This window comes from Staphylococcus condimenti (assembly GCF_001618885.1).
Lineage (GTDB): Bacteria > Bacillota > Bacilli > Staphylococcales > Staphylococcaceae > Staphylococcus > Staphylococcus condimenti.
Window position 1 is genome coordinate 159,463 of the sequence record NZ_CP015114.1, and the last position, 19,594, is coordinate 179,056.

Sequence of the window (19,594 nt, forward strand, 5' to 3'; positions counted from 1 at the left end):
AAATAAATAACAGAATCTTAGGAGGTCGTTTATTTTATGGTACAAATTACATTCGGCGGAGATCCCGTAACATTATCAGGCAACCCAGTGGAAGAAGGTCAAACAGCGCCAGATTTCACAGTTGTAAACAACGATTTAGAAGAAGTGACACTAAAAGATTATGATGGCAAGAAAAAATTAATCAGTGCTGTGCCTTCAATTGATACAGGTGTATGTGACAAACAAACACGTAAATTTAATGAAGAAGCTTCTTCTGAAGAAGGCGGCGTTGTATTAACTATCTCTGAAGACTTGCCTTTCGCACAAAAAAGATGGTGTGCAGCAAGCGGATTAGATAACGTTATTTTATTAAGTGACTACCAAAAACATTCATTTGGTAAAAACTTCGGTGTGCTAATGGAAGGTTTAGAATTATTAGCACGTTCTGTATTTGTTTTAGATAAAGATAATAAAGTTGTATATTCAGAAATCGTGAGTGAAGGAACTGACTTCCCTGATTTTGAATCAGCTTTAAAAGCTTATAAAGAATTAGACTAATAAATAAGACAAATAGTTGTTGTAAATAAATATTAGATTAGACTGCTCATAATTAGTGCTAGTAGTACTCATTGATTATGAGCAGTCTTTTTAGGAAGGGTTTTAATATGGCTGAAGAAAAAACTATAATGGAACGATTGTTTCAAGAATTAGATAGTAAGACAAAAGCATTAAATGAGGAGAACGGACAGAGTTTTATAGAGAATCTTGGATTAGCAATGGAAGATATCTATCAAAATAACAGAGAGTTATTAGAACAAGCCACTCTAGCAGACAGACGTAAAGCTTTTCAATTCGCATATCTCAGTCTGATGCAACAACAAGAAATTCAAGCCAATCATCAAATTACACCAGATTCAATTGGTTTAATTTTAGGTTATTTAGTTGAAAGATTTACTGAAGGCAAAAAAGAATTAAACATTGTTGATTTGACAAGCGGTAGCGGTCATTTAAGTGCAACGGTTCATGAGGTATTGAAAGAACAAACTTTAATGCATCATTTAGTTGAGGTAGATCCTGTTTTATCACGCGTCAGTGTACATCTTGCTAATTTCTTAGAAATACCTTTTGATGTTTATCCTCAAGATGCAATTATGCCATTACCTTTCGAAGAAGCGGATGTAGTAATCGGGGATCTTCCAGTAGGATATTATCCGGTAGATGATCGCAGTCATGAAATGAAACTTGGTTTTGAAGAAGGGCATAGTTATGCACATTATCTATTGATTGAACAGGCTGTAGAAGCGTTAAGAGGAAGCGGTTATGCTTTCTTAGTAGTACCTAGCAATATCTTTGAAGGAGATAATGTAAAACAGCTTGAAAAATTCATTGCAACAGATACAGAAATGCAAGCATTTTTAAACCTTCCCAAAACATTATTCAAGAGTGAAAATTCACGTAAATCTATTTTGATATTACAGAAAAAAGAAAGTGGCGTAACGCACTCTGTTGAGGTATTGCTTGCTAATATTCCTGATTTCAAAGATCCTCAACAATTCCAAAAATTTATGGGTGAATTAAACGAGTGGCTGCAACAAAATCATCACAAAATTTAACTGTAACAATCTTGTATTTGAACTGTATTAATGGTTAAATAGATATGGTAAAAGAAAATGGAAAAATTGGAGGCATAATCTTATGTCAAATTTAGTTTTAGCGATTAACGCAGGCAGCTCATCATTGAAATTTCAACTTATCGAAATGCCTGAAGAGAAATTAGTCAGTAAAGGATTAATTGAAAGAATCGGTCTCAAAGGTTCAAAGATTACTGTTGAATATGACGGTCGTAAATTTACAGATGAAAAAGAAATTAATGACCATGTACAAGCTGTAAATGTCATGTTAGATAATTTAATCGATTTAGGTATTATTCGTGATATTAATGATATCGATGGCACAGGTCATCGTGTTGTACACGGTGGGGAACTTTTCCCTGAATCAGCATTGGTTACAAATGATGTTGAAAAACAAATTGAATCACTTACTGAACTTGCACCATTGCATAACCCAGCGAACTTGATGGGTATTCGTGCATTCCGCAAGCTATTGCCGAGTATCCCGCATGTGGCAGTATTTGATACATCATTCCACCAAACTATGCCAGAACAAGCTTATTTATACAGTTTACCGTTCCATTATTATAAAGACTACGGTATTCGTAAATATGGTTTCCACGGTACGAGTCATAAATATGTATCTCAACGTGCTGCTGAAATTTTAGGAAAACCAATTGAGGAATTACGTATCATTTCATGTCATATCGGTAATGGTGCATCTATCGCTGCAATCGACGGCGGCGAATCAGTTGATACTTCAATGGGCTTCACACCGTTAGCAGGGGTTACTATGGGTACACGTTCAGGTGATATTGACCCAGCATTAATTCCTTATATTATGGAAAAAACTGGTAAGAGTGCAGAAGCTGTATTAGACATCTTAAACAAAGAATCAGGTCTACTTGGTATCTCTGGTACTTCAAGTGACTTGCGTGATTTAGAACAAGATGCTGAAGAAGGCAAAACACGTGCTCAACTTGCATTAGATGTTTTCGCTTCAAGAATCCATAAATACATTGGTTCATATGCAGCTAAAATGCATGGAGTAGATGTTGTAATTTTCACAGCCGGTGTTGGAGAAAATTCTGATGAAGTACGTGCTCGTGTATTAGAAGGTCTAGAATTCATGGGTGTTTATTGGGATCCTAAGAAAAATGCTCAATTACATGGCACTGAAGGGTTTATCAATTATCCTCACTCTCCAGTAAAAGTCATTGTTATTCCAACAAATGAAGAAGTTATGATTGCAAGAGATGCTGTTAAATTCGGCAGCTTATAATTAAAAAATCCAGATGATAGTTTGTTTCTTGTTATAAATAAGAGAAAGCTATCAACTGGATTTTTTTGTTATTTTTGCAAAAAGAATCCCAGAACAGACCTTTTAACATCTGTTCTGGGTTGTTTTAACTTAAATATTTCACTGTGTATATACTTATTTATTATCTTGCTTGGTATTGTTTGCGTAATTCTTCTGTTGCAACTTGTGGTTGGAAATCTTCAGGCATTTCTTCTGTACGAACAACTAACACATCACAAGGAGAGTGACGTACAATTGCTTCAGATACAGAGCCTACAATAAATCTTTCAACAGCATTTAAACCAGATGTACCGCAAATTACTAAGTCTGCGTCTACTTCTTTAGCAATTTTTTTAGGAATAATTGCTTTAGGAGAACCAAACTCTAATAATGTTTCTACATCTTTTACGCCTTCATTATGTGCGAATTCTTTATAACCTTTAAGTAATTCTTCTGAGAATTGTTTTGATTTCTCAGTAAATTGAACGTCATAGACCTCATAAGAAGTATACGTTCTTGAATCAATAACATTTGTAATAATGAGTTTAGCATCATTACGTTTTGCAACTTCTACCGCTTTATTGAATGCCCATTCTGCTTCTTGTGATCCATCAACGGCGATTAAAATATGTTTGTAAGTTAACATCGTAAATGACCTCCTTCTTCTATTCAATCTTATTTTATCACAGTTGACAGAATATTAGAAACTATTATATAAAACGAAATATTTACAATTAAGTGAAGGTTGCAATATTCTTATAATTCGTAATAATTTAAACTTATCGATATTTATTAGCATAATGATTGCGCTTTCACTCTATTCGCGTTACGATAATGCATGGGAGGTGTACGGAATGAAAATAGGTATTCCAAAAGAGATAAAAAATAATGAAAACAGAGTAGGTTTATCACCAAGTGGTGTGCATGCATTAGTTGAGAAAGGGCATACTGTGCTTGTCGAACACACTGCTGGAGAAGGTTCATTCTTTACGGATGAAGATTATAAAGCTGTAGGTGCTGAAATTGTAAATAGTGCCGGAGAAGCTTGGGATGTAGAAATGGTTATTAAGGTTAAAGAACCAATCAAAGAAGAATATCAATACTTCAGAGAAGATTTAATCTTATTCACTTATTTACACTTGGCAAACGACAAAGAATTGACTCAAGCATTAGCTGACAACAAAGTTGTAGCAATTGCTTATGAAACTGTTCAATTGCCAGATAACTCATTACCATTATTAACACCAATGAGTGAAGTTGCAGGAAGAATGGCAGCGCAAATCGGTGCGCAATTCTTGCAAAAATTCTACGGAGGTAAAGGTATTTTATTTTCTGGTATTCCTGGTGTTCCAAAAGGTAATGTAACAATTATCGGTGGTGGCCAAGCAGGTACAAATGCTGCTAAAATCGCTTTAGGTTTAGGTGCAAACGTAACAATCTTAGACGTTAACCCTAAACGTTTACAAGAGCTTGAAGATTTATTTGATGGACGTGTTAACACTATCATGTCTAACCCATTGAATATCGAAGAAGCTGTAGTAAACAGTGACTTTGTAATCGGTGCAGTATTAATTCCTGGTGCAAAAGCACCAAAACTAGTTACTGAAGATATGGTTAAACAAATGAAAGACGGTTCAGTTATGGTTGACATTGCAATTGACCAAGGCGGAATCTTCGAAACTTCAGACCATGTCACTACTCATGATGATCCAACTTATATCAAACATGGTGTAGTTCACTATGCAGTAGCTAACATGCCAGGTGCGGTTCCACGTACTTCTACAGTTGGTTTAAACAATGCTACTTTACCTTATGCATTGCAAATTGCTAACAAAGGTTATTTAGATGCATTACGTGATAACCAACCATTATCTTTAGGATTAAACGTTTATGACGGCAAAGTTACAAATGAAGGTGTCGCTAAAGCGCTTGATCTTCCGTATACACCAGTAGATAAAGCATTAATTTAATTCAATTAGAATAATTAATGGGATGTCACAGAGGATGAATTAGTTTTCCTCAATAAACATCAATATAAAAGCTCCAGCAATTCTGTTTAGGGTTTTACAGAATATGTTGGAGCTTTTTCTTATAAAAAACAGATTTGCATATTAGCAAACCTGTTTTTTAAAAGTATTATTTTTCGTAGTGTGTTAATATTTCGTGTCCGTCTTCTGTAACTAAAATATCGTCTTCAATTCGAACACCGACTTCATTAGGAACATAAATTCCTGGTTCAACTGTAACGACCATACCTGGAACAAATTTATTCGTATTATGTGAAGCTACATCTTGATATTCATGTTCTTCTAATCCTAGGCCGTGACCTAAACGGTGAACGAAATATTCGCCATAGCCTGCTTCTGATATAATACCGCGCGCTTTCTTATCAACGTCTCCAATTACAACACCTGGTTTAATCATATCAATCGCTTCTTTTTCAGCTTTAAGCACGATATCATATACTTCTTTAGCTTTTTGATCAGGAGTACCAAAAGGTACTGTACGTGTCATATCACTGCAGTATTGCTCATAAACGACACCTAAATCAAATAGTACATACTCATCTTTTTGCAATTCACGGTCACCAGGAACACCATGCGGTGAAGCAGCATGATCGCCGAATAAAACCATAGTATCAAAGCTCATTTGATCTACGCCGTATTTTGTTTGGATTTCATATTCGATATGGCGTACGACTTGTTTTTCAGTTACACCTTCTTTTAAGAAGTTAACTCCGATTTCAATACATTTGTCAGCAAGCTCAGCTGCTTTTTTGATTTTATCGATTTCCTCTGATGTTTTAACGTTTCTAAGGGCTTTAATCGTTCCGTCAATATCTCCGAAAGTTTCAACACCAAAACCATCAATTAATTCTTTTTGACGTTTTAATGTTAAATGTTCATTTTCAACGAGTAATTTATCAAAATGGTAATCTACTAGTTTGAAAGGGTCTTCTCCATCTGCATTTCCTACAACTTTGCCTTTAAATGGAGATGCTTTTACTTCTTCTACTTCAAGTTTTGGAACAAAAAGAACTTGTTCACCTTCAGCAGTAATTAACAAAGCTAATAAACGTTCATGCGGCTCGCTTAAATAGCCTGTAAAATAAAAAACATTTAATGGTGTCGTAATCCAAGCAGCACCTGCGTCTTGATTACGTATTTCTTTTACTATTTCATCTGTCTTCACAATCCATCAACCTCCATATTTATAATTAATTATAGTTTAGTCTACATTCGCATATAATTCAAAAGGTGAGGGATTGTTTTTAGTGAAAAGAGGGAAGATGTTATAATATAATCAATAAAATGAACATAGGGGGATTATTAATGAAATTATCATTCCATGGACAATCAACAATTTATTTTGAAGCGAACGGCAAGAAAGTCATCGTAGACCCATTTATTACAGGTAATGAATTATCTGATTTGAATGCAGAAGAAGTTGAAGTCGATTATATCGTATTGACACATGGTCACGGAGATCATTTTGGAGATACTGTAGAAATAGCTAAAAAAAATAATGCCACTGTTGTAGGTTTAGCTGAAGTAGCAGATTATTTATCTACATCACAAGGTGTTGAAAATGTGCATCCTATGAACATTGGCGGTAAATGGGAATTTGAATTTGGTTCAGTGAAATATGTACAAGCATTTCACAGCTCAAGTTTAACGAATGAAGACGGAATTCCTGTTTATTTAGGTGCTTCTACTGGATTAATTTTAGAAGTAGATGGCAAGACAATTTATCATTGCGGCGATACAGGATTATTCAGTGATATGAAGTTAATTGCAGATCGTCATCCAGTAGACGTATGTTTTGTTCCAATCGGCGATAACTTTACGATGGGAATTGAAGATGCAAGTTATGCGATTAATGAATTTATTCAACCTAAAATTTCGGTGCCAATTCATTATGATACTTTCCCTTATATTGAACAAAATCCAGAAGACTTCAAGAAATTAGTAAATAAAGGTGAAGTTCAAATATTAAAACCAGGTGAAGAAGTGAAATTTGATTAAATTGAAACCAAAAATGCTTGTACAGTTTAATTGCTGTACAAGCATTTTTATTATTTAACAATTAATACAGGGATATGAGCACGTTTAGCTACTTTATGGCTGACGCTGCCTAATACGAATTTCTTTTTCGCTTGAGCCTTGCGGTTACTTACAACTAAAACATCATAGTCGCCGCTATTCGCAAATTTCACAAGTTCTTCTTTTGGGTTGCCGCGCACAATGATTTCATCATAATCAATGCCGTACTCATCTAAAATATCACGCGTCGGTTGCAAATCTTTGCTTCGCTCTGCAGTTAATTCATTTAAATGAACTCCACCTTTAATAGATGCTTGTGCATCTTGTTCTGAAATCGCATTCAAAATTGTAACAATTGTGCCTTCTCCAGATAATTTTTGAACATTTTCCAGTGCTTTTTTATTTTCTAAATCCGTGTCAACACCGAGTAGTATGTTTTTATACATCTCAATCCCTCCTTAGTTTCTATTCTAATAAAGATGTAACAATTTTTCCAATTAAATTTATGTCCAAATTATTAAAAAGCTTTTTCTTGCTAAATTAAATTCTTATATTAGAGAAGGTTTCAATCAAATGTTAAAATCACTTGTGATATTGTTTCGATTTTTAGAGTAAAGCAAGTTATAATGATAATAAGAGAAAGCAGAGAATGAGGGAAGTAAGATGACAAAACATGAGCAAATTCTGGCACATATCGAATCTTTAGCTGTAGGAAAGAAAATCTCTGTAAGAAAGATTGCTAAAGATTTAGAGGTTTCAGAAGGTACAGCATATCGCGCTATTAAAGATGCTGAGCAATTAGGTTTAGTTGCAACAATAGATAGAGTAGGCACTGTAAGAATTGAAAAGAAAAGTCGTGAACAAATCGAACATCTTACATTTGGTGAAATTGTAAAAATCATTGATGGTCAAGTATTAGCAGGTAGAGATGGTTTGCATAATACGTTAACTAAATTTGCGATAGCAGCTATGAAACTTGAGAACGTGGTTAAATATTTAACGAAACATACATTGTTAATAGTCGGTAACCGAACTGATGTACAAATGGAAGCCTTAAAACACGGCAGCGCAGTGCTTATTACAGGGGGTTTTAATACAACTCCTGAAATTAAAAAGTATGCTGACGAACATAACCTTCCGATTCTTTCGTCAAATTATGATTCGTACCTAGTAGCAAATATGATTAACAGAGCGATGTACAATCAAATTATTCGAAAAGAAATTTTGATTGTTGAAGATATAGTTAAGCCAGTTTCAGAAGAAACAGTAGCGAAAGAAGATATGTTAGTGTCTGATTTGAAAAAGCGTTCACAACAAACAGGCCACTCTCGATTTCCTGTAGTAGATGATGACTGGAAACTAGTTGGTATTGTTACAAGTAAGGATATAATTGCGAAAGATTCTGATGAAAGTATTCAAAAAGTAATGACAAAACCTGTTTTGAACGTGCAGAATTCAACGACTGTTGCGAGTTGCGCACATATGATGATATGGGAAGGGATTGAACTTTTGCCTGTCACTACGATTAATAAAAAGTTGTTGGGAGTCGTATCTCGTGAGGATGTATTAAGAGCGATGCAATTAATCGGCAGACAACCGCAAGTAGGCGAAACGATTAATGATCAAGTCGCTAAATATATTTCTATAAATAAAGATAGTATTACTGTCGATGTCGCACCTCAATTAACAAGCCAATACGGTACATTAAGTAAAGGAGCATTTGTGGCAATCATTGAAGAAACGATTCGTTATAAAATGCGCCAATTAAAAAAACAAGAAGTTATGATTGAAAGTTTAAGTATCATGTATTTGAAAACAGTTTCGATCGAAACTGAACTAGAAATACAATACAACATGTTAGATATAGGACGGCATTTTGCTAAAATAGAGGTCAGTATGATGAACGGCCAAACACCAGTGGCTAAAGCATTGACAATATGTCAAATGTTGGAAAGCTAGATAGAAGAGGAGACGTAAAAATGAACAATTTTAATGAAATTATGGATACCATTGCAGATGCAGATACGATTATTATTCACAGACATGTGCGTCCAGACCCGGATGCTTATGGTTCACAATTAGGCTTAAAATCTTATCTTCAATTAAAATTTCCTGATAAAACAATCTATGCAGTAGGTGAGAGTGAACCTTCTTTAGATTTCATGGGAACTTTTGATGCAGTGAAAGATGATGATTATAAAAATGCGCTTGTAATCGTCTGCGACACAGCAAATTCACCTAGAATTGATGATCAGCGTTTTGATAAAGGTCAAAAATTGATTAAAATAGACCATCATCCGCCAGTTGATCAATACGGAGACTTAAACTACGTTAATATAGATGCTTCCTCTACAAGTGAAATTATTTTTGATTTGATTTCATATTTTAATGATTCATCTATTATCAATGAAAATACAGCCAAACTGTTATATCTAGGAATTGTCGGAGATACAGGACGCTTCTTCTTCAACAATACAACACCGCATACAATGCAAGTTGCAGCTGAACTATTGAAATATCCTTTTGACCACAGTGCAGAATTAAATAAGATGGCTGAAAAGGATCCTAAATTAGCACCGTTCCAAGGCTATGTTTTACAAAACTTCGACTTGAATGAAAATGGATTTGCGAAAGTGCAAATTACTGAAGATGTCTTGAGACAATATGGTTTAGTACCTAATGAAGCTTCTCAATTTGTTAATACAATCTCAGATTTACGCGGTTTAAAAGTATGGGTATTTGCAGTAGATGAAGGTTCTGAAATTCGTTGCAGATTACGTTCAAAAGGAATTGTTATCAATGATATCGCTCAAAAATTTGGAGGCGGTGGTCATCCGAATGCATCAGGTGTTTCAGTAGATAGTTGGCAAGAATTTGATGCACTTGCAGCTGAATTAAATAAAAGAGCTGAAGAGAATTAATGATTAAAAGGAGGAATGGTTGCAGTGAAGGCAAATCTTAATATTCATACTGCTTATGACTTGCTCAATTCAAGTTTAAAAGTTACGGATGTTATCCAAAAGGCTGTGCAAGAAGGTTATGAGTCTTTGGCAATTACAGATACAAATGTACTGCATGCTGTTCCTCAATTTTATGATGCAAGCATCAAGGCGGGTATTAAACCTATTTTTGGTATGACAGTTCATTTAAGTGATGGACTTACTGAGTTAGAAACTGTTTTGCTTGCCAAAAATGAAGCGGGATTGAAGTCGCTTTATCAATTGTCTTCTGCTATTAAGGTACAAGAAAAATACTCAACACCAATTGAATGGTTGAAAAAATATCAAGATGACGTAGTTATTATTTTTAAAAATGTGACTTCCGAACAAATGAACCTTGTGCATCATTTTGAGCAGCACCCTGATTTGTATGTTGATCATCAAAGCAGTGGCGCAGCTGAAAGATTAGATTTGAACATGGTGTACTTGCAAGAGGCAAGATATCTCAATTCTGAAGATGCTGACACACTCAGTGCTTTAAATGCAATTAAGGATAATCAAACGATAGATTTAGTGAATACAGGTAATAATCATCATGCCCATTTTTATTCTCAAAAAGAAGTAGAGGATTTAGGATTATCGACTGATATTATTGAAAATACTGAGTCGCTTGCAGCGTTATGTACTGCAGAAATTAATTATCATCAACCGCTTCTACCTCAATTCAAAACACCGGATAATAGTTCTTCTAAAACGTATTTATGGAAAATTTTAGAGCAATCATTAAAAAAAATGAATCTTGATCAGCCAAAATACCGTGAACGCTTAGAGTATGAATTCAATATTATTACTAAAATGGGTTATGAAGACTACTTTTTGATCGTTAGTGACTTAATCCATTACGCCAAAACACATAATGTCATGGTAGGGCCTGGACGTGGTTCTTCTGCAGGTTCGCTTGTCAGTTATTTATTAAATATAACAACGATAGACCCATTGCGTTATAATCTGCTTTTCGAGCGATTCTTGAATCCAGAACGTGTCACAATGCCAGATATTGACATCGATTTCGAAGATACACGACGTGAAAAAGTCATTCAATACGTGCAAGAGAAATATGGTGATTACCATGTGTCTGGTATTGTGACATTCGGGCATCTGCTCGCAAAAGCAGTTGCACGAGATGTCGGCAGAATTATGGGGTTTGAAGAATCTACACTAAGTGAAATCTCCAAGTTAATCCCATCTAAATTAGGCATTACTCTCAACGAAGCGTATCAAAATGAAAATTTCAAAGAATTTGTCCATCGTAATCATCGGCATGAAAAATGGTTTGAGTTAAGTAAAAAATTAGAAGGTCTTCCAAGACATACGTCAACTCATGCTGCAGGTATTATAATTAATGATCGCCCTTTATATGAACACGTCCCATTATTGATGGGGGATACAGGTTTATTGACACAGTGGACAATGACGGAAGATGAAAAATTAGGGCTATTGAAAATTGACTTTTTAGGATTGAAAAACTTATCTATTATTCATCAAATAATTAATCAAGTAAAAAAAGATTTGAATGTTTCTATCGATATAGAAGCAATCCCATTTGATGATCCTAAAGTTTTTGAAATGCTTTCACGCGGAGATACAACAGGTCTTTTCCAATTAGAATCAGAAGGTGTAAGACAAGCTTTAAAAAGATTGCAACCGCAACATTTTGAAGACATTGTAGCGATGACTTCATTATACCGACCTGGGCCAATGGAGGAAATTCCGACTTATATTACGAGACGTCATGATCCATCAAAAGTACAATATCTGCATCCAGATTTAGAACCTATTCTGAAAAATACGTATGGCGTCATAATTTATCAAGAGCAGATTATGCAGATAGCGAGTAAATTCGCAGGATTCAGTTATGGTGAAGCGGATATTTTAAGACGTGCGATGAGTAAGAAAAATAGAGCTGTACTTGAAAGTGAAAGACAACATTTTATTGATGGAGCAAATTTAAACGGCTATTCAGAACAATTAAGCAAACAAATATTTGATTTAATTTTAAAATTTGCGGATTATGGATTTCCTAGAGCACACGCGGTCAGTTATTCAAAAATTGCATATACAATGGCCTATTTAAAAGTGCATTATCCGAATTATTTCTATGCCAATATACTGACTAACTCAATCGGTAATGATAAGAAAACTGAATTAATGGTGACTGAAGCAAAATCAATAAATCTAAAAATACTACCGCCTGATATTAATGAGAGCAACTGGTATTATAGAGCAACTTCAAAAGGTATTTATTTATCGCTCGGTGCTGTTAAAGGCGTCGGGTATCAAAGTGTGAAGGCCATAGTGGATGAAAGATATGAGCATGGAAAGTATAAGGATTTCTTTGATTTGACGCGGAGATTGCCAAATAGAGTTAAAACACGTAAGTTGTTGGAATCACTTATTTTAGTGGGAGCTTTTGATCAGTTCAATGAAAATCGTGCAACACTTCTATCGACATTAGATCAAGTATTGGATGGAGCAAATAACGTAGAACAAGACGAACTGTTGTTTGAATTTGTTACTCCTAAGGAAAGTTATCAAGAAAAAGAAGAACTGCCTGATAAAGTATTAAGTGATTTTGAAAAAGAACATCTCGGTTTCTATATTTCGAAACATCCGATTGAAAAATTATTTGAAAATAAACAGCTACTTGGTATATATAAACTTTCAAATGCTAAGAATAATCAACCCATATTAGTTCAAGTTGATAAAATGAACCGTATACGTACTAAAAACGGACAACCTATGGCATTTGTAACTTTGAATGACGGTATCAAAACATTAGACGGTGTCATATTCCCGAATGTTTTTAAACAAATTGAAAATGTTTTGGAAGAGCATGATACATTTATTGTGCGTGGTAAATTTGAGGAACGTCAAAACCAGTCACAGTTAATTATCAATCAATTAGAAACTTTGGATACCTTTGAACAGCAAAAATTCGAGTTTGCAAAAATGTTAGTCCTACGTAATGTAGACGAAAACATGTTAGATTTCGATAATGCAGAAATAATGAATAATCGCGATACAATTCCAGTAAATTTATATCATGTAAAAGATAATAGAATGGAACAGATAGGTGCAGTAGAAAGAAATATAGAAACAATTGAAAAATTTATTGAGGCCATTCCGCCGGAAAATGTCAGAATCATTTAATCTGATACATTTAATTCAATGCTAAGCGCAATGCTTAGCATTTTTTAATTACAAAATGAAAAGAGAGAGAAAGTTATAATTAATATAAACCTTTCTTAGATAAAGGGATAATTGTGTTATAATCGTTTTATATTTTGATATAAATACCAAAACTTGTATGATAAAAAGACACTAACAATAAGTTATAAATTAAATCATATAAACATTTTAAATACAGATGATCCAAGTGTCATTTAGTTTTTTAAAATAGTTAAAACAAAGGAGCGATTTACTTGTCTTTAAGAGATGAAGCACTTGAAATGCATAAAAAGAATCAAGGGAAACTAGAAGTTACACCTAAAGTAAAAGTGACCAACAAAGAAGAATTAAGCTTAGCTTACTCTCCAGGCGTGGCAGAGCCATGTAAAGAAATCTATGAAGATCCTCGTAAAGTATATGATTATACAGCAAAAGGCAATACAGTAGCTGTAATTACTGACGGAACAGCTGTTTTAGGGCTTGGAAATATTGGTGCTGAGGCGAGTATTCCAGTCATGGAAGGTAAAGCTGTACTATTTAAAAGTTTTGCTGGTATCAATGGGGTGCCGATTGCATTAGATACAACAGAAACTGAAGAAATTATTAAAACAGTAAAATATTTACAACCTAATTATGGCGGTATTAACTTAGAAGATATTTCAGCACCTCGTTGTTTTGAAATTGAAAATCGTTTGAAAAAAGAAACAAAAATTCCTGTCTTTCATGATGATCAACACGGTACAGCCATTGTTACAATGGCAGGTTTGATGAACGCTTTACGAATTACAGATAAATCACTTTCAGACATCAAAGTGGTATTAAATGGCGCAGGAGCAGCAGGTATTGCTATTGTTAAATTATTGTATTCATATGGTGTTAGAAATATGATTATGTGCGATTCTAAAGGCGCTATCTATGAAGGACGTCCATATGGTATGAATCCTACAAAAGATTTTGTAGCAGAATGGACAAATAAAGATAAAAAAGAAGGTAAGCTTTCGGATGTGATTGAAGGTGCAGATGTATTTATTGGTGTGTCTGTAGCAAACGCACTTTCTCAAGATATGGTAAAATCAATGAATGAAGACAGTATTATATTTGCAATGGCCAATCCTAACCCTGAAATTACACCTGATGATGCTAAAGCAGCAGGGGCTAAAGTAGTGGGAACTGGACGTTCAGATTTCCCTAATCAAATCAATAATGTTTTGGCGTTCCCAGGTATTTTCAGAGGTGCTTTGGATGTCGAAGCAACACATATTAATGAAAAAATGAAACAAGCTGCTGTTTCGGCGATTGCAGATTTAATTCAGCCTGATGAATTATCACCGGATTATTGTATTCCAGCGCCATTTGACAGACGTGTTGCACCATCAGTTGCACGTAATGTTGCTAAGGCTGCTATGGAATCTGGAGTGTCTAGGGTTGAAGTTGATCCAGATGAAATATACAATAAAACGATGAGATTAACTGATATTTAATTAGAAAATTTATTTTTCAAAGAGCTGTTATGCGGTTAGAAGCGGCATAATAGTGGTGTGGAGGTTGACCAATGTTTAAAGATTTTTTTAATCGAGGCAGTAAAAAGAAAAAATATGTTACTGTGCAAGATTCAAAACAGAACGATGTTCCGACAGGTATCATGACGAAGTGCCCAAATTGTAAAAAAATCATGTATACCAAAGAACTTTCTGAAAATCTCAATGTATGTTTCAATTGCGACCATCACTTATCGTTGACTGCATATAAACGTATTGAGGCAATTTCGGATGAAGGAACTTTTAAAGAATTTGATAAAGGGATGACTTCTGCAAATCCTTTAGATTTTCCGGGATATGAAGAAAAAATTACAAAAGACCAAGAAAAAACAGGCTTAGACGAAGCGGTTGTGACTGGTACAGCTGAATTAGGCGGTGTTGAATATGGTGTTGCGGTTATGGATGCGAGATTCAGAATGGGCAGTATGGGATCTGTAGTTGGTGAAAAAATTTGTCGAATTATAGATTATTGTACTGAACATCGTCTGCCATTTATTTTATTCTCAGCAAGCGGCGGTGCCAGAATGCAAGAAGGTATTATCTCATTGATGCAAATGGGGAAAACAAGTGTATCATTGAAACGTCATTCTGATGCTGGACTATTATACATTTCATATATTACTAATCCGACAACAGGCGGCGTATCTGCAAGTTTTGCTTCTGTCGGCGATATTAATTTATCTGAACCCAAAGCTCTTATTGGTTTTGCAGGCCGCAGAGTTATCGAACAAACAATTAATGAAAAGTTGCCAGATGATTTCCAAACTGCAGAATTCCTATTAGAACACGGTCAATTAGATAAAGTAGTTCATCGAAAAGAAATGCGAAGCACTTTAGAAACAATTTTAAAAATGCATGCTGGACAAGAGGTGAATAAAGATGCTTGATTTTGAGAAGCCATTATTTGAAATAAAAAATAAAATAGATGCTTTGAAAGAATCGCAAGAGAAAAATGATGTCGATTTACAAGAGGAAATTGACATGTTAGAAGCGTCTTTAGAAAGAGAAACTGAAAAAATATACATGCATTTAAAACCATGGGATCGTGTACAATTAGCTAGATTACAAGAAAGACCAACTACTTTAGATTATATTTCATATATTTTTGATGAATTTATAGAATTACATGGTGATAGAAATTATCGTGATGATCCTGCGATGATTGGTGGCATCGGCTATTTAAATGGTCAGCCTGTCACAGTAATTGGACAACAGCGCGGTAAAGATACTAAAGATAATATTTATCGTAATTTTGGTATGGCACATCCTGAAGGATATAGAAAAGCATTGCGTTTGATGAAGCAAGCTGAAAAATTCGGTCGTCCAATTTTCACATTTATTGATACTAAAGGTGCATATCCAGGTAAAGCAGCAGAGGAAAGAGGACAAAGTGAGTCTATCGCTAAGAATTTGATTGAAATGGCAAGTTTAAAAGTACCTGTGATTTCATTAGTTATTGGTGAAGGCGGTAGCGGGGGTGCCTTAGGTATTGGTATTGCTAATCGTGTGTTAATGTTAGAAAATAGTACTTACTCTGTAATTTCACCTGAAGGCGCAGCAGCGTTGTTATGGAAAGATAGCAACTTATCCAAAATCGCTGCTGAAACAATGAAAATTACAGCTCCAGACTTAAAAGAGCTACAAATTATAGATGATGTTATTCAAGAACCGCTCGGTGGTGCACACAAGGATGTTGAACTGCAAGCTGAACGTATTAAAACAGCGTTTACGAAACAGTTATCAGAACTTGAAGCATTAAATGGGCAAGAACTTGCTGATGATCGTTTTGAAAAATTCCGTCAAATTGGTGAATTTAAAGAACAATAAGGGTAAAGAGATTCTATACGCTTTTTAGCGATATAGAATCTCTTTTTTACTTTTCAAATGATAATTATTTGGAAATGACTACATCTTTCAACCAAAATTTCTATAAGAAATGACTGTATTGTTTATAATAAAATATACTAGAATTATCTATTGATTTTCACAAGAATATAATAAAGAATGTGGCTATATTTCGAAATCATAAATATAAAACGTTTACATTATAGAATGCATTGTATTTCTATGGATAAGCCTCTATTTTTATGGTATTTTTAATGTAAATCATACAAGTTAGGAAGGTCAGTCGTCATGAAAAAAATTGCAGTTTTAACAAGTGGCGGAGACGCACCGGGAATGAATGCTGCTATTCGAGCAGTTGTGCGTACAGCTATTTATAATGGGATTGAAGTTTATGGTGTATATCAAGGCTATCTAGGATTAATCAATGATGATCTTAAGAAACTTGAATTAGGATCAGTGGGTGATACTATCCAAAGAGGTGGTACATTCTTATATTCTGCACGTTGTCCAGAATTCAAAGACAAAGAAGTGCGTGCGAAAGCAATTGAGAATTTACGCGCTAGAGGGATCGATGGACTTGTTGTAATAGGTGGAGACGGTAGTTATCGTGGTGCGCAACGCATCAGTGAAGAATGTCCGGAAATACAAACTATCGGTATCCCTGGTACAATCGACAATGACATTCCAGGAACTGATTACACAATCGGTTTTGATTCAGCATTGAATACTATTATTGAATCTGTGGATAAAATCAGAGATACAGCTTCAAGCCATGCACGTACGTTTATTGTTGAAGTAATGGGACGAGATTGTGGTGATCTTGCATTATGGGCTGGCTTAGCTGTCGGAGCTGAAACAATCATTGTTCCTGAAGAAAAAGTAGATATTAAAGATGTTGCTGAAAAAATTGAAACTGGTATAAAACGTGGGAAAAAACACTCTATTGTCGTGGTGGCAGAAGGTGTTATGGGCGGACAAGTATGTGCTGATGAATTAGCAAAATACATTCACGTCGATGCACGTGTATCAGTTTTAGGTCATATTCAACGTGGAGGAAGCCCAACTGGTCAAGATAGAGTATTAGCATCAAGATTAGGCGGACATGCAGTTGAATTATTAATGGATGGTAAAACTGCGTTAGGTGTAGGTATTAAACAAAACCAACTTACACAAACTAAGTTTGAAGACATTTTTAATAACAAAGGAAGTAAATTTGATAAACAAATGTATAAACTTGCACAAGAACTATCAATTTAATTTATATTAATTTATAGTGAATTTATTAGGAGGCTTTAATAATGAGAAAAACTAAAATCGTTTGTACGATTGGACCTGCATCAGAATCTGAAGAAATGTTAGAAAAATTAATGAAAGCTGGCATGAATGTTGCGCGTTTAAACTTTTCACATGGTGATCATGCTGAGCATAAAGCGCGTATTGAACGTATCCGTGAAGTATCACAACGTTTGAATAAAACAATCGCAATTATGCTTGACACAAAAGGGCCAGAAATTCGTACTCATGACATGGAAAACGGCGTTATCAATTTAGAAAAAGGTAATGATGTTATTGTCAGCATGAAACAAGTATTAGGTACAGCTGATAAATTCTCAGTGACTTACGAAGATCTTATTAATGACGTAGAAATCGGTTCATTCATTTTACTTGATGATGGTCTTGTAGAATTAGAAGTTAAAGCTAAAGATAAAGAAAAAGGCGAAGTACTATGTGAAGTCTTAAACTCTGGTGAAATTAAAAACAAAAAAGGTGTTAACTTACCGAATGTAAAAGTAAATTTACCAGGTATCACAGAAAAAGATGCAGATGATATCAGATTTGGTATTGATGAGCATGTTGATTTTATCGCAGCAAGTTTTGTACGTCGTCCAAGTGACGTTTTAGATATCCGTAAAATTTTAGAAGAAGAACGCAACACAAACATTAGTATTCTTCCAAAAATTGAAAACCAAGAAGGTATCGATAACATTAAAGAAATTTTAGAGGTATCTGATGGTTTAATGGTAGCTCGTGGTGACATGGGTGTTGAAATTCCACCTGAAAATGTACCAGTTATCCAAAAAGACTTAATCAGACAATGTAATAAATTAGGTAAACCAGTTATTACAGCAACTCAAATGTTAGACTCTATGCAACGTAACCCACGTGCTACAAGAGCTGAAGCAAGTGACGTAGCAAACGCTATCTATGATGGTACAGATGCAGTTATGTTATCTGGTGAAACTGCTGCTGGTTTATATCCTGAAGAAGCAGTTAAAGCAATGAGAAACATTGCAGTTGCTGCTGAAGCTGCCCAAGATTATAAAAAATTATTAAATGACAGAACTAAATTAGAAGAAACTAACTTAGTAAATGCAATTGGTGTTTCTGTAGCACATACAGCACTAAACCTAAAAGTTAAAGCAATTGTAGCAGCTACTGAAAGTGGTAAAACAGCTAAAACAATTTCTAAATTCCGTCCGCATTCAGATATTATTGCTGTTACACCTAGCCCAGAAACTGCACGTCAATTAGCATTAGTATGGGGTGTGTTCCCAGTAGTTAAAAAAGGACGTAAAACTACTGATGCATTATTAAATAATGCGGTAGCTACAGCAATTGAAACTGGTCGTGTTCAAAACGGTGATTTATTAATTATCACAGCTGGTGTACCGACTGGTGAAAAAGGTACAACTAACATGATGAAATTACATTTAGTTGGTGACGAACTTGTTAAAGGCCAAGGTGTTGGTCGTAATTCAGTAGTAGGGAATGCAATCGTTGTTCAAGATGCAATTGAGTTAGAAGGAAGAGATCTTTCAAACAAAATCATCGTAACGCATTCAACTGATGAAACATTCGTACCTTATATTGAACAAGCAGCTGGTTTAGTTGCTGAAGAAGGCGGTATTACTTCACCAAGTGCAATCATCGGATTAGAACAAGGTATTCCAACAATCGTTGGTGCAAATAATGCCACAAAATTAATCGCAAATGATGTTGTGATTACTGTTGATGCTAATACTGGTCGTGTATATGACGGTTATGCAAACGTACTTTAATAATAAGTAATCAATAAATGAAAAGCCTCAAACCTGTTTTTTCAGGTTTGAGG

At 34.7% G+C, this 19,594-nt stretch carries 16 protein-coding genes; 13 read left to right on the forward strand and 3 right to left on the reverse strand.

Translation table 11 applies throughout. The features are described from left to right. The first annotated feature begins 36 nt into the window (after positions 1-36). From tpx to A4G25_RS00925, 3 genes are all read left to right on the forward strand, one after another. The gene (gene tpx / locus A4G25_RS00915; protein ID WP_015900563.1) at positions 37-537 is read left to right on the forward strand and encodes a thiol peroxidase; all 501 of its coding nucleotides are present in this window, start codon (positions 37-39) and stop codon (positions 535-537) included. A 107-nt stretch (positions 538-644) separates the two neighbouring features. After that, positions 645-1,592, forward strand: a complete 948-nt coding sequence (locus A4G25_RS00920) for a class I SAM-dependent methyltransferase (protein WP_047131891.1) — start codon at positions 645-647, stop codon at positions 1,590-1,592. Between the two features lie 82 nt (positions 1,593-1,674). Continuing rightward, the gene (locus tag A4G25_RS00925) at positions 1,675-2,871 is read left to right on the forward strand and encodes an acetate kinase (RefSeq protein WP_047131890.1); all 1,197 of its coding nucleotides are present in this window, start codon (positions 1,675-1,677) and stop codon (positions 2,869-2,871) included. Between the two features lie 160 nt (positions 2,872-3,031). Here the strand turns inward: A4G25_RS00925 and A4G25_RS00930 are convergent, their stop codons facing one another. Further along, entirely contained in the window at positions 3,032-3,535 is a 504-nt protein-coding gene (locus A4G25_RS00930; protein WP_047131889.1) for a universal stress protein, read from the reverse strand. A gap of 208 nt (positions 3,536-3,743) precedes the next feature. Here A4G25_RS00930 and ald point away from each other — a divergent pair, with 208 nt between their 5' ends. Further along, positions 3,744-4,859, forward strand: a complete 1,116-nt coding sequence (gene ald / locus A4G25_RS00935) for an alanine dehydrogenase (protein WP_047131888.1) — start codon at positions 3,744-3,746, stop codon at positions 4,857-4,859. Positions 4,860-5,025: 166 nt separating this feature from the next. Here the strand turns inward: ald and A4G25_RS00940 are convergent, their stop codons facing one another. Continuing rightward, positions 5,026-6,081: a M24 family metallopeptidase gene (locus A4G25_RS00940; protein WP_047131887.1), complete on the reverse strand. Its 1,056-nt coding sequence runs from the start codon at positions 6,079-6,081 to the stop codon at positions 5,026-5,028. A gap of 140 nt (positions 6,082-6,221) precedes the next feature. Between A4G25_RS00940 and A4G25_RS00945 the strand changes: the two genes are divergently transcribed. Next, positions 6,222-6,914 carry a metal-dependent hydrolase gene (locus A4G25_RS00945; RefSeq protein WP_047131886.1) on the forward strand — a complete coding sequence of 231 codons (693 nt, stop codon included), beginning with the start codon at positions 6,222-6,224 and terminating at the stop codon, positions 6,912-6,914. A 50-nt stretch (positions 6,915-6,964) separates the two neighbouring features. Here A4G25_RS00945 and A4G25_RS00950 read toward each other — a convergent pair whose 3' ends face one another. Further along, positions 6,965-7,378 carry a universal stress protein gene (locus tag A4G25_RS00950; RefSeq protein WP_047131885.1) on the reverse strand — a complete coding sequence of 138 codons (414 nt, stop codon included), beginning with the start codon at positions 7,376-7,378 and terminating at the stop codon, positions 6,965-6,967. A 217-nt stretch (positions 7,379-7,595) separates the two neighbouring features. Here A4G25_RS00950 and A4G25_RS00955 point away from each other — a divergent pair, with 217 nt between their 5' ends. From A4G25_RS00955 to pyk, 8 genes are all read left to right on the forward strand, one after another. Continuing rightward, the gene (locus tag A4G25_RS00955) at positions 7,596-8,891 is read left to right on the forward strand and encodes a DRTGG domain-containing protein (protein ID WP_047131884.1); all 1,296 of its coding nucleotides are present in this window, start codon (positions 7,596-7,598) and stop codon (positions 8,889-8,891) included. Positions 8,892-8,911: 20 nt separating this feature from the next. Then, positions 8,912-9,853, forward strand: coding sequence for a DHH family phosphoesterase (locus A4G25_RS00960; protein WP_047131883.1), 942 nt, complete (start codon positions 8,912-8,914; stop codon positions 9,851-9,853). Positions 9,854-9,877: 24 nt separating this feature from the next. Beyond that, positions 9,878-13,081 (forward strand): DNA polymerase III subunit alpha, encoded by a 3,204-nt coding sequence (locus tag A4G25_RS00965; protein WP_047131963.1) that lies wholly within the window; start codon positions 9,878-9,880, stop codon positions 13,079-13,081. Between the two features lie 272 nt (positions 13,082-13,353). After that, a complete protein-coding gene (ystJ, locus tag A4G25_RS00970; RefSeq protein WP_047131882.1) occupies positions 13,354-14,580 on the forward strand; it encodes an NADP-dependent malic enzyme in 1,227 nt (408 codons plus the stop codon). Between the two features lie 71 nt (positions 14,581-14,651). Beyond that, the gene (gene accD, locus A4G25_RS00975) at positions 14,652-15,524 is read left to right on the forward strand and encodes an acetyl-CoA carboxylase, carboxyltransferase subunit beta (protein ID WP_047131881.1); all 873 of its coding nucleotides are present in this window, start codon (positions 14,652-14,654) and stop codon (positions 15,522-15,524) included. Beyond that, the gene (locus tag A4G25_RS00980; RefSeq protein ID WP_047131880.1) at positions 15,517-16,464 is read left to right on the forward strand and encodes an acetyl-CoA carboxylase carboxyltransferase subunit alpha; all 948 of its coding nucleotides are present in this window, start codon (positions 15,517-15,519) and stop codon (positions 16,462-16,464) included. The genes accD and A4G25_RS00980 overlap by 8 nt, the downstream gene beginning before the upstream one ends. A gap of 306 nt (positions 16,465-16,770) precedes the next feature. Beyond that, positions 16,771-17,739: a 6-phosphofructokinase gene (pfkA, locus tag A4G25_RS00985; protein WP_047131879.1), complete on the forward strand. Its 969-nt coding sequence runs from the start codon at positions 16,771-16,773 to the stop codon at positions 17,737-17,739. Positions 17,740-17,780: 41 nt separating this feature from the next. After that, positions 17,781-19,541, forward strand: a complete 1,761-nt coding sequence (gene pyk / locus A4G25_RS00990) for a pyruvate kinase (protein ID WP_047131878.1) — start codon at positions 17,781-17,783, stop codon at positions 19,539-19,541. Positions 19,542-19,594 lie beyond the last annotated feature (53 nt).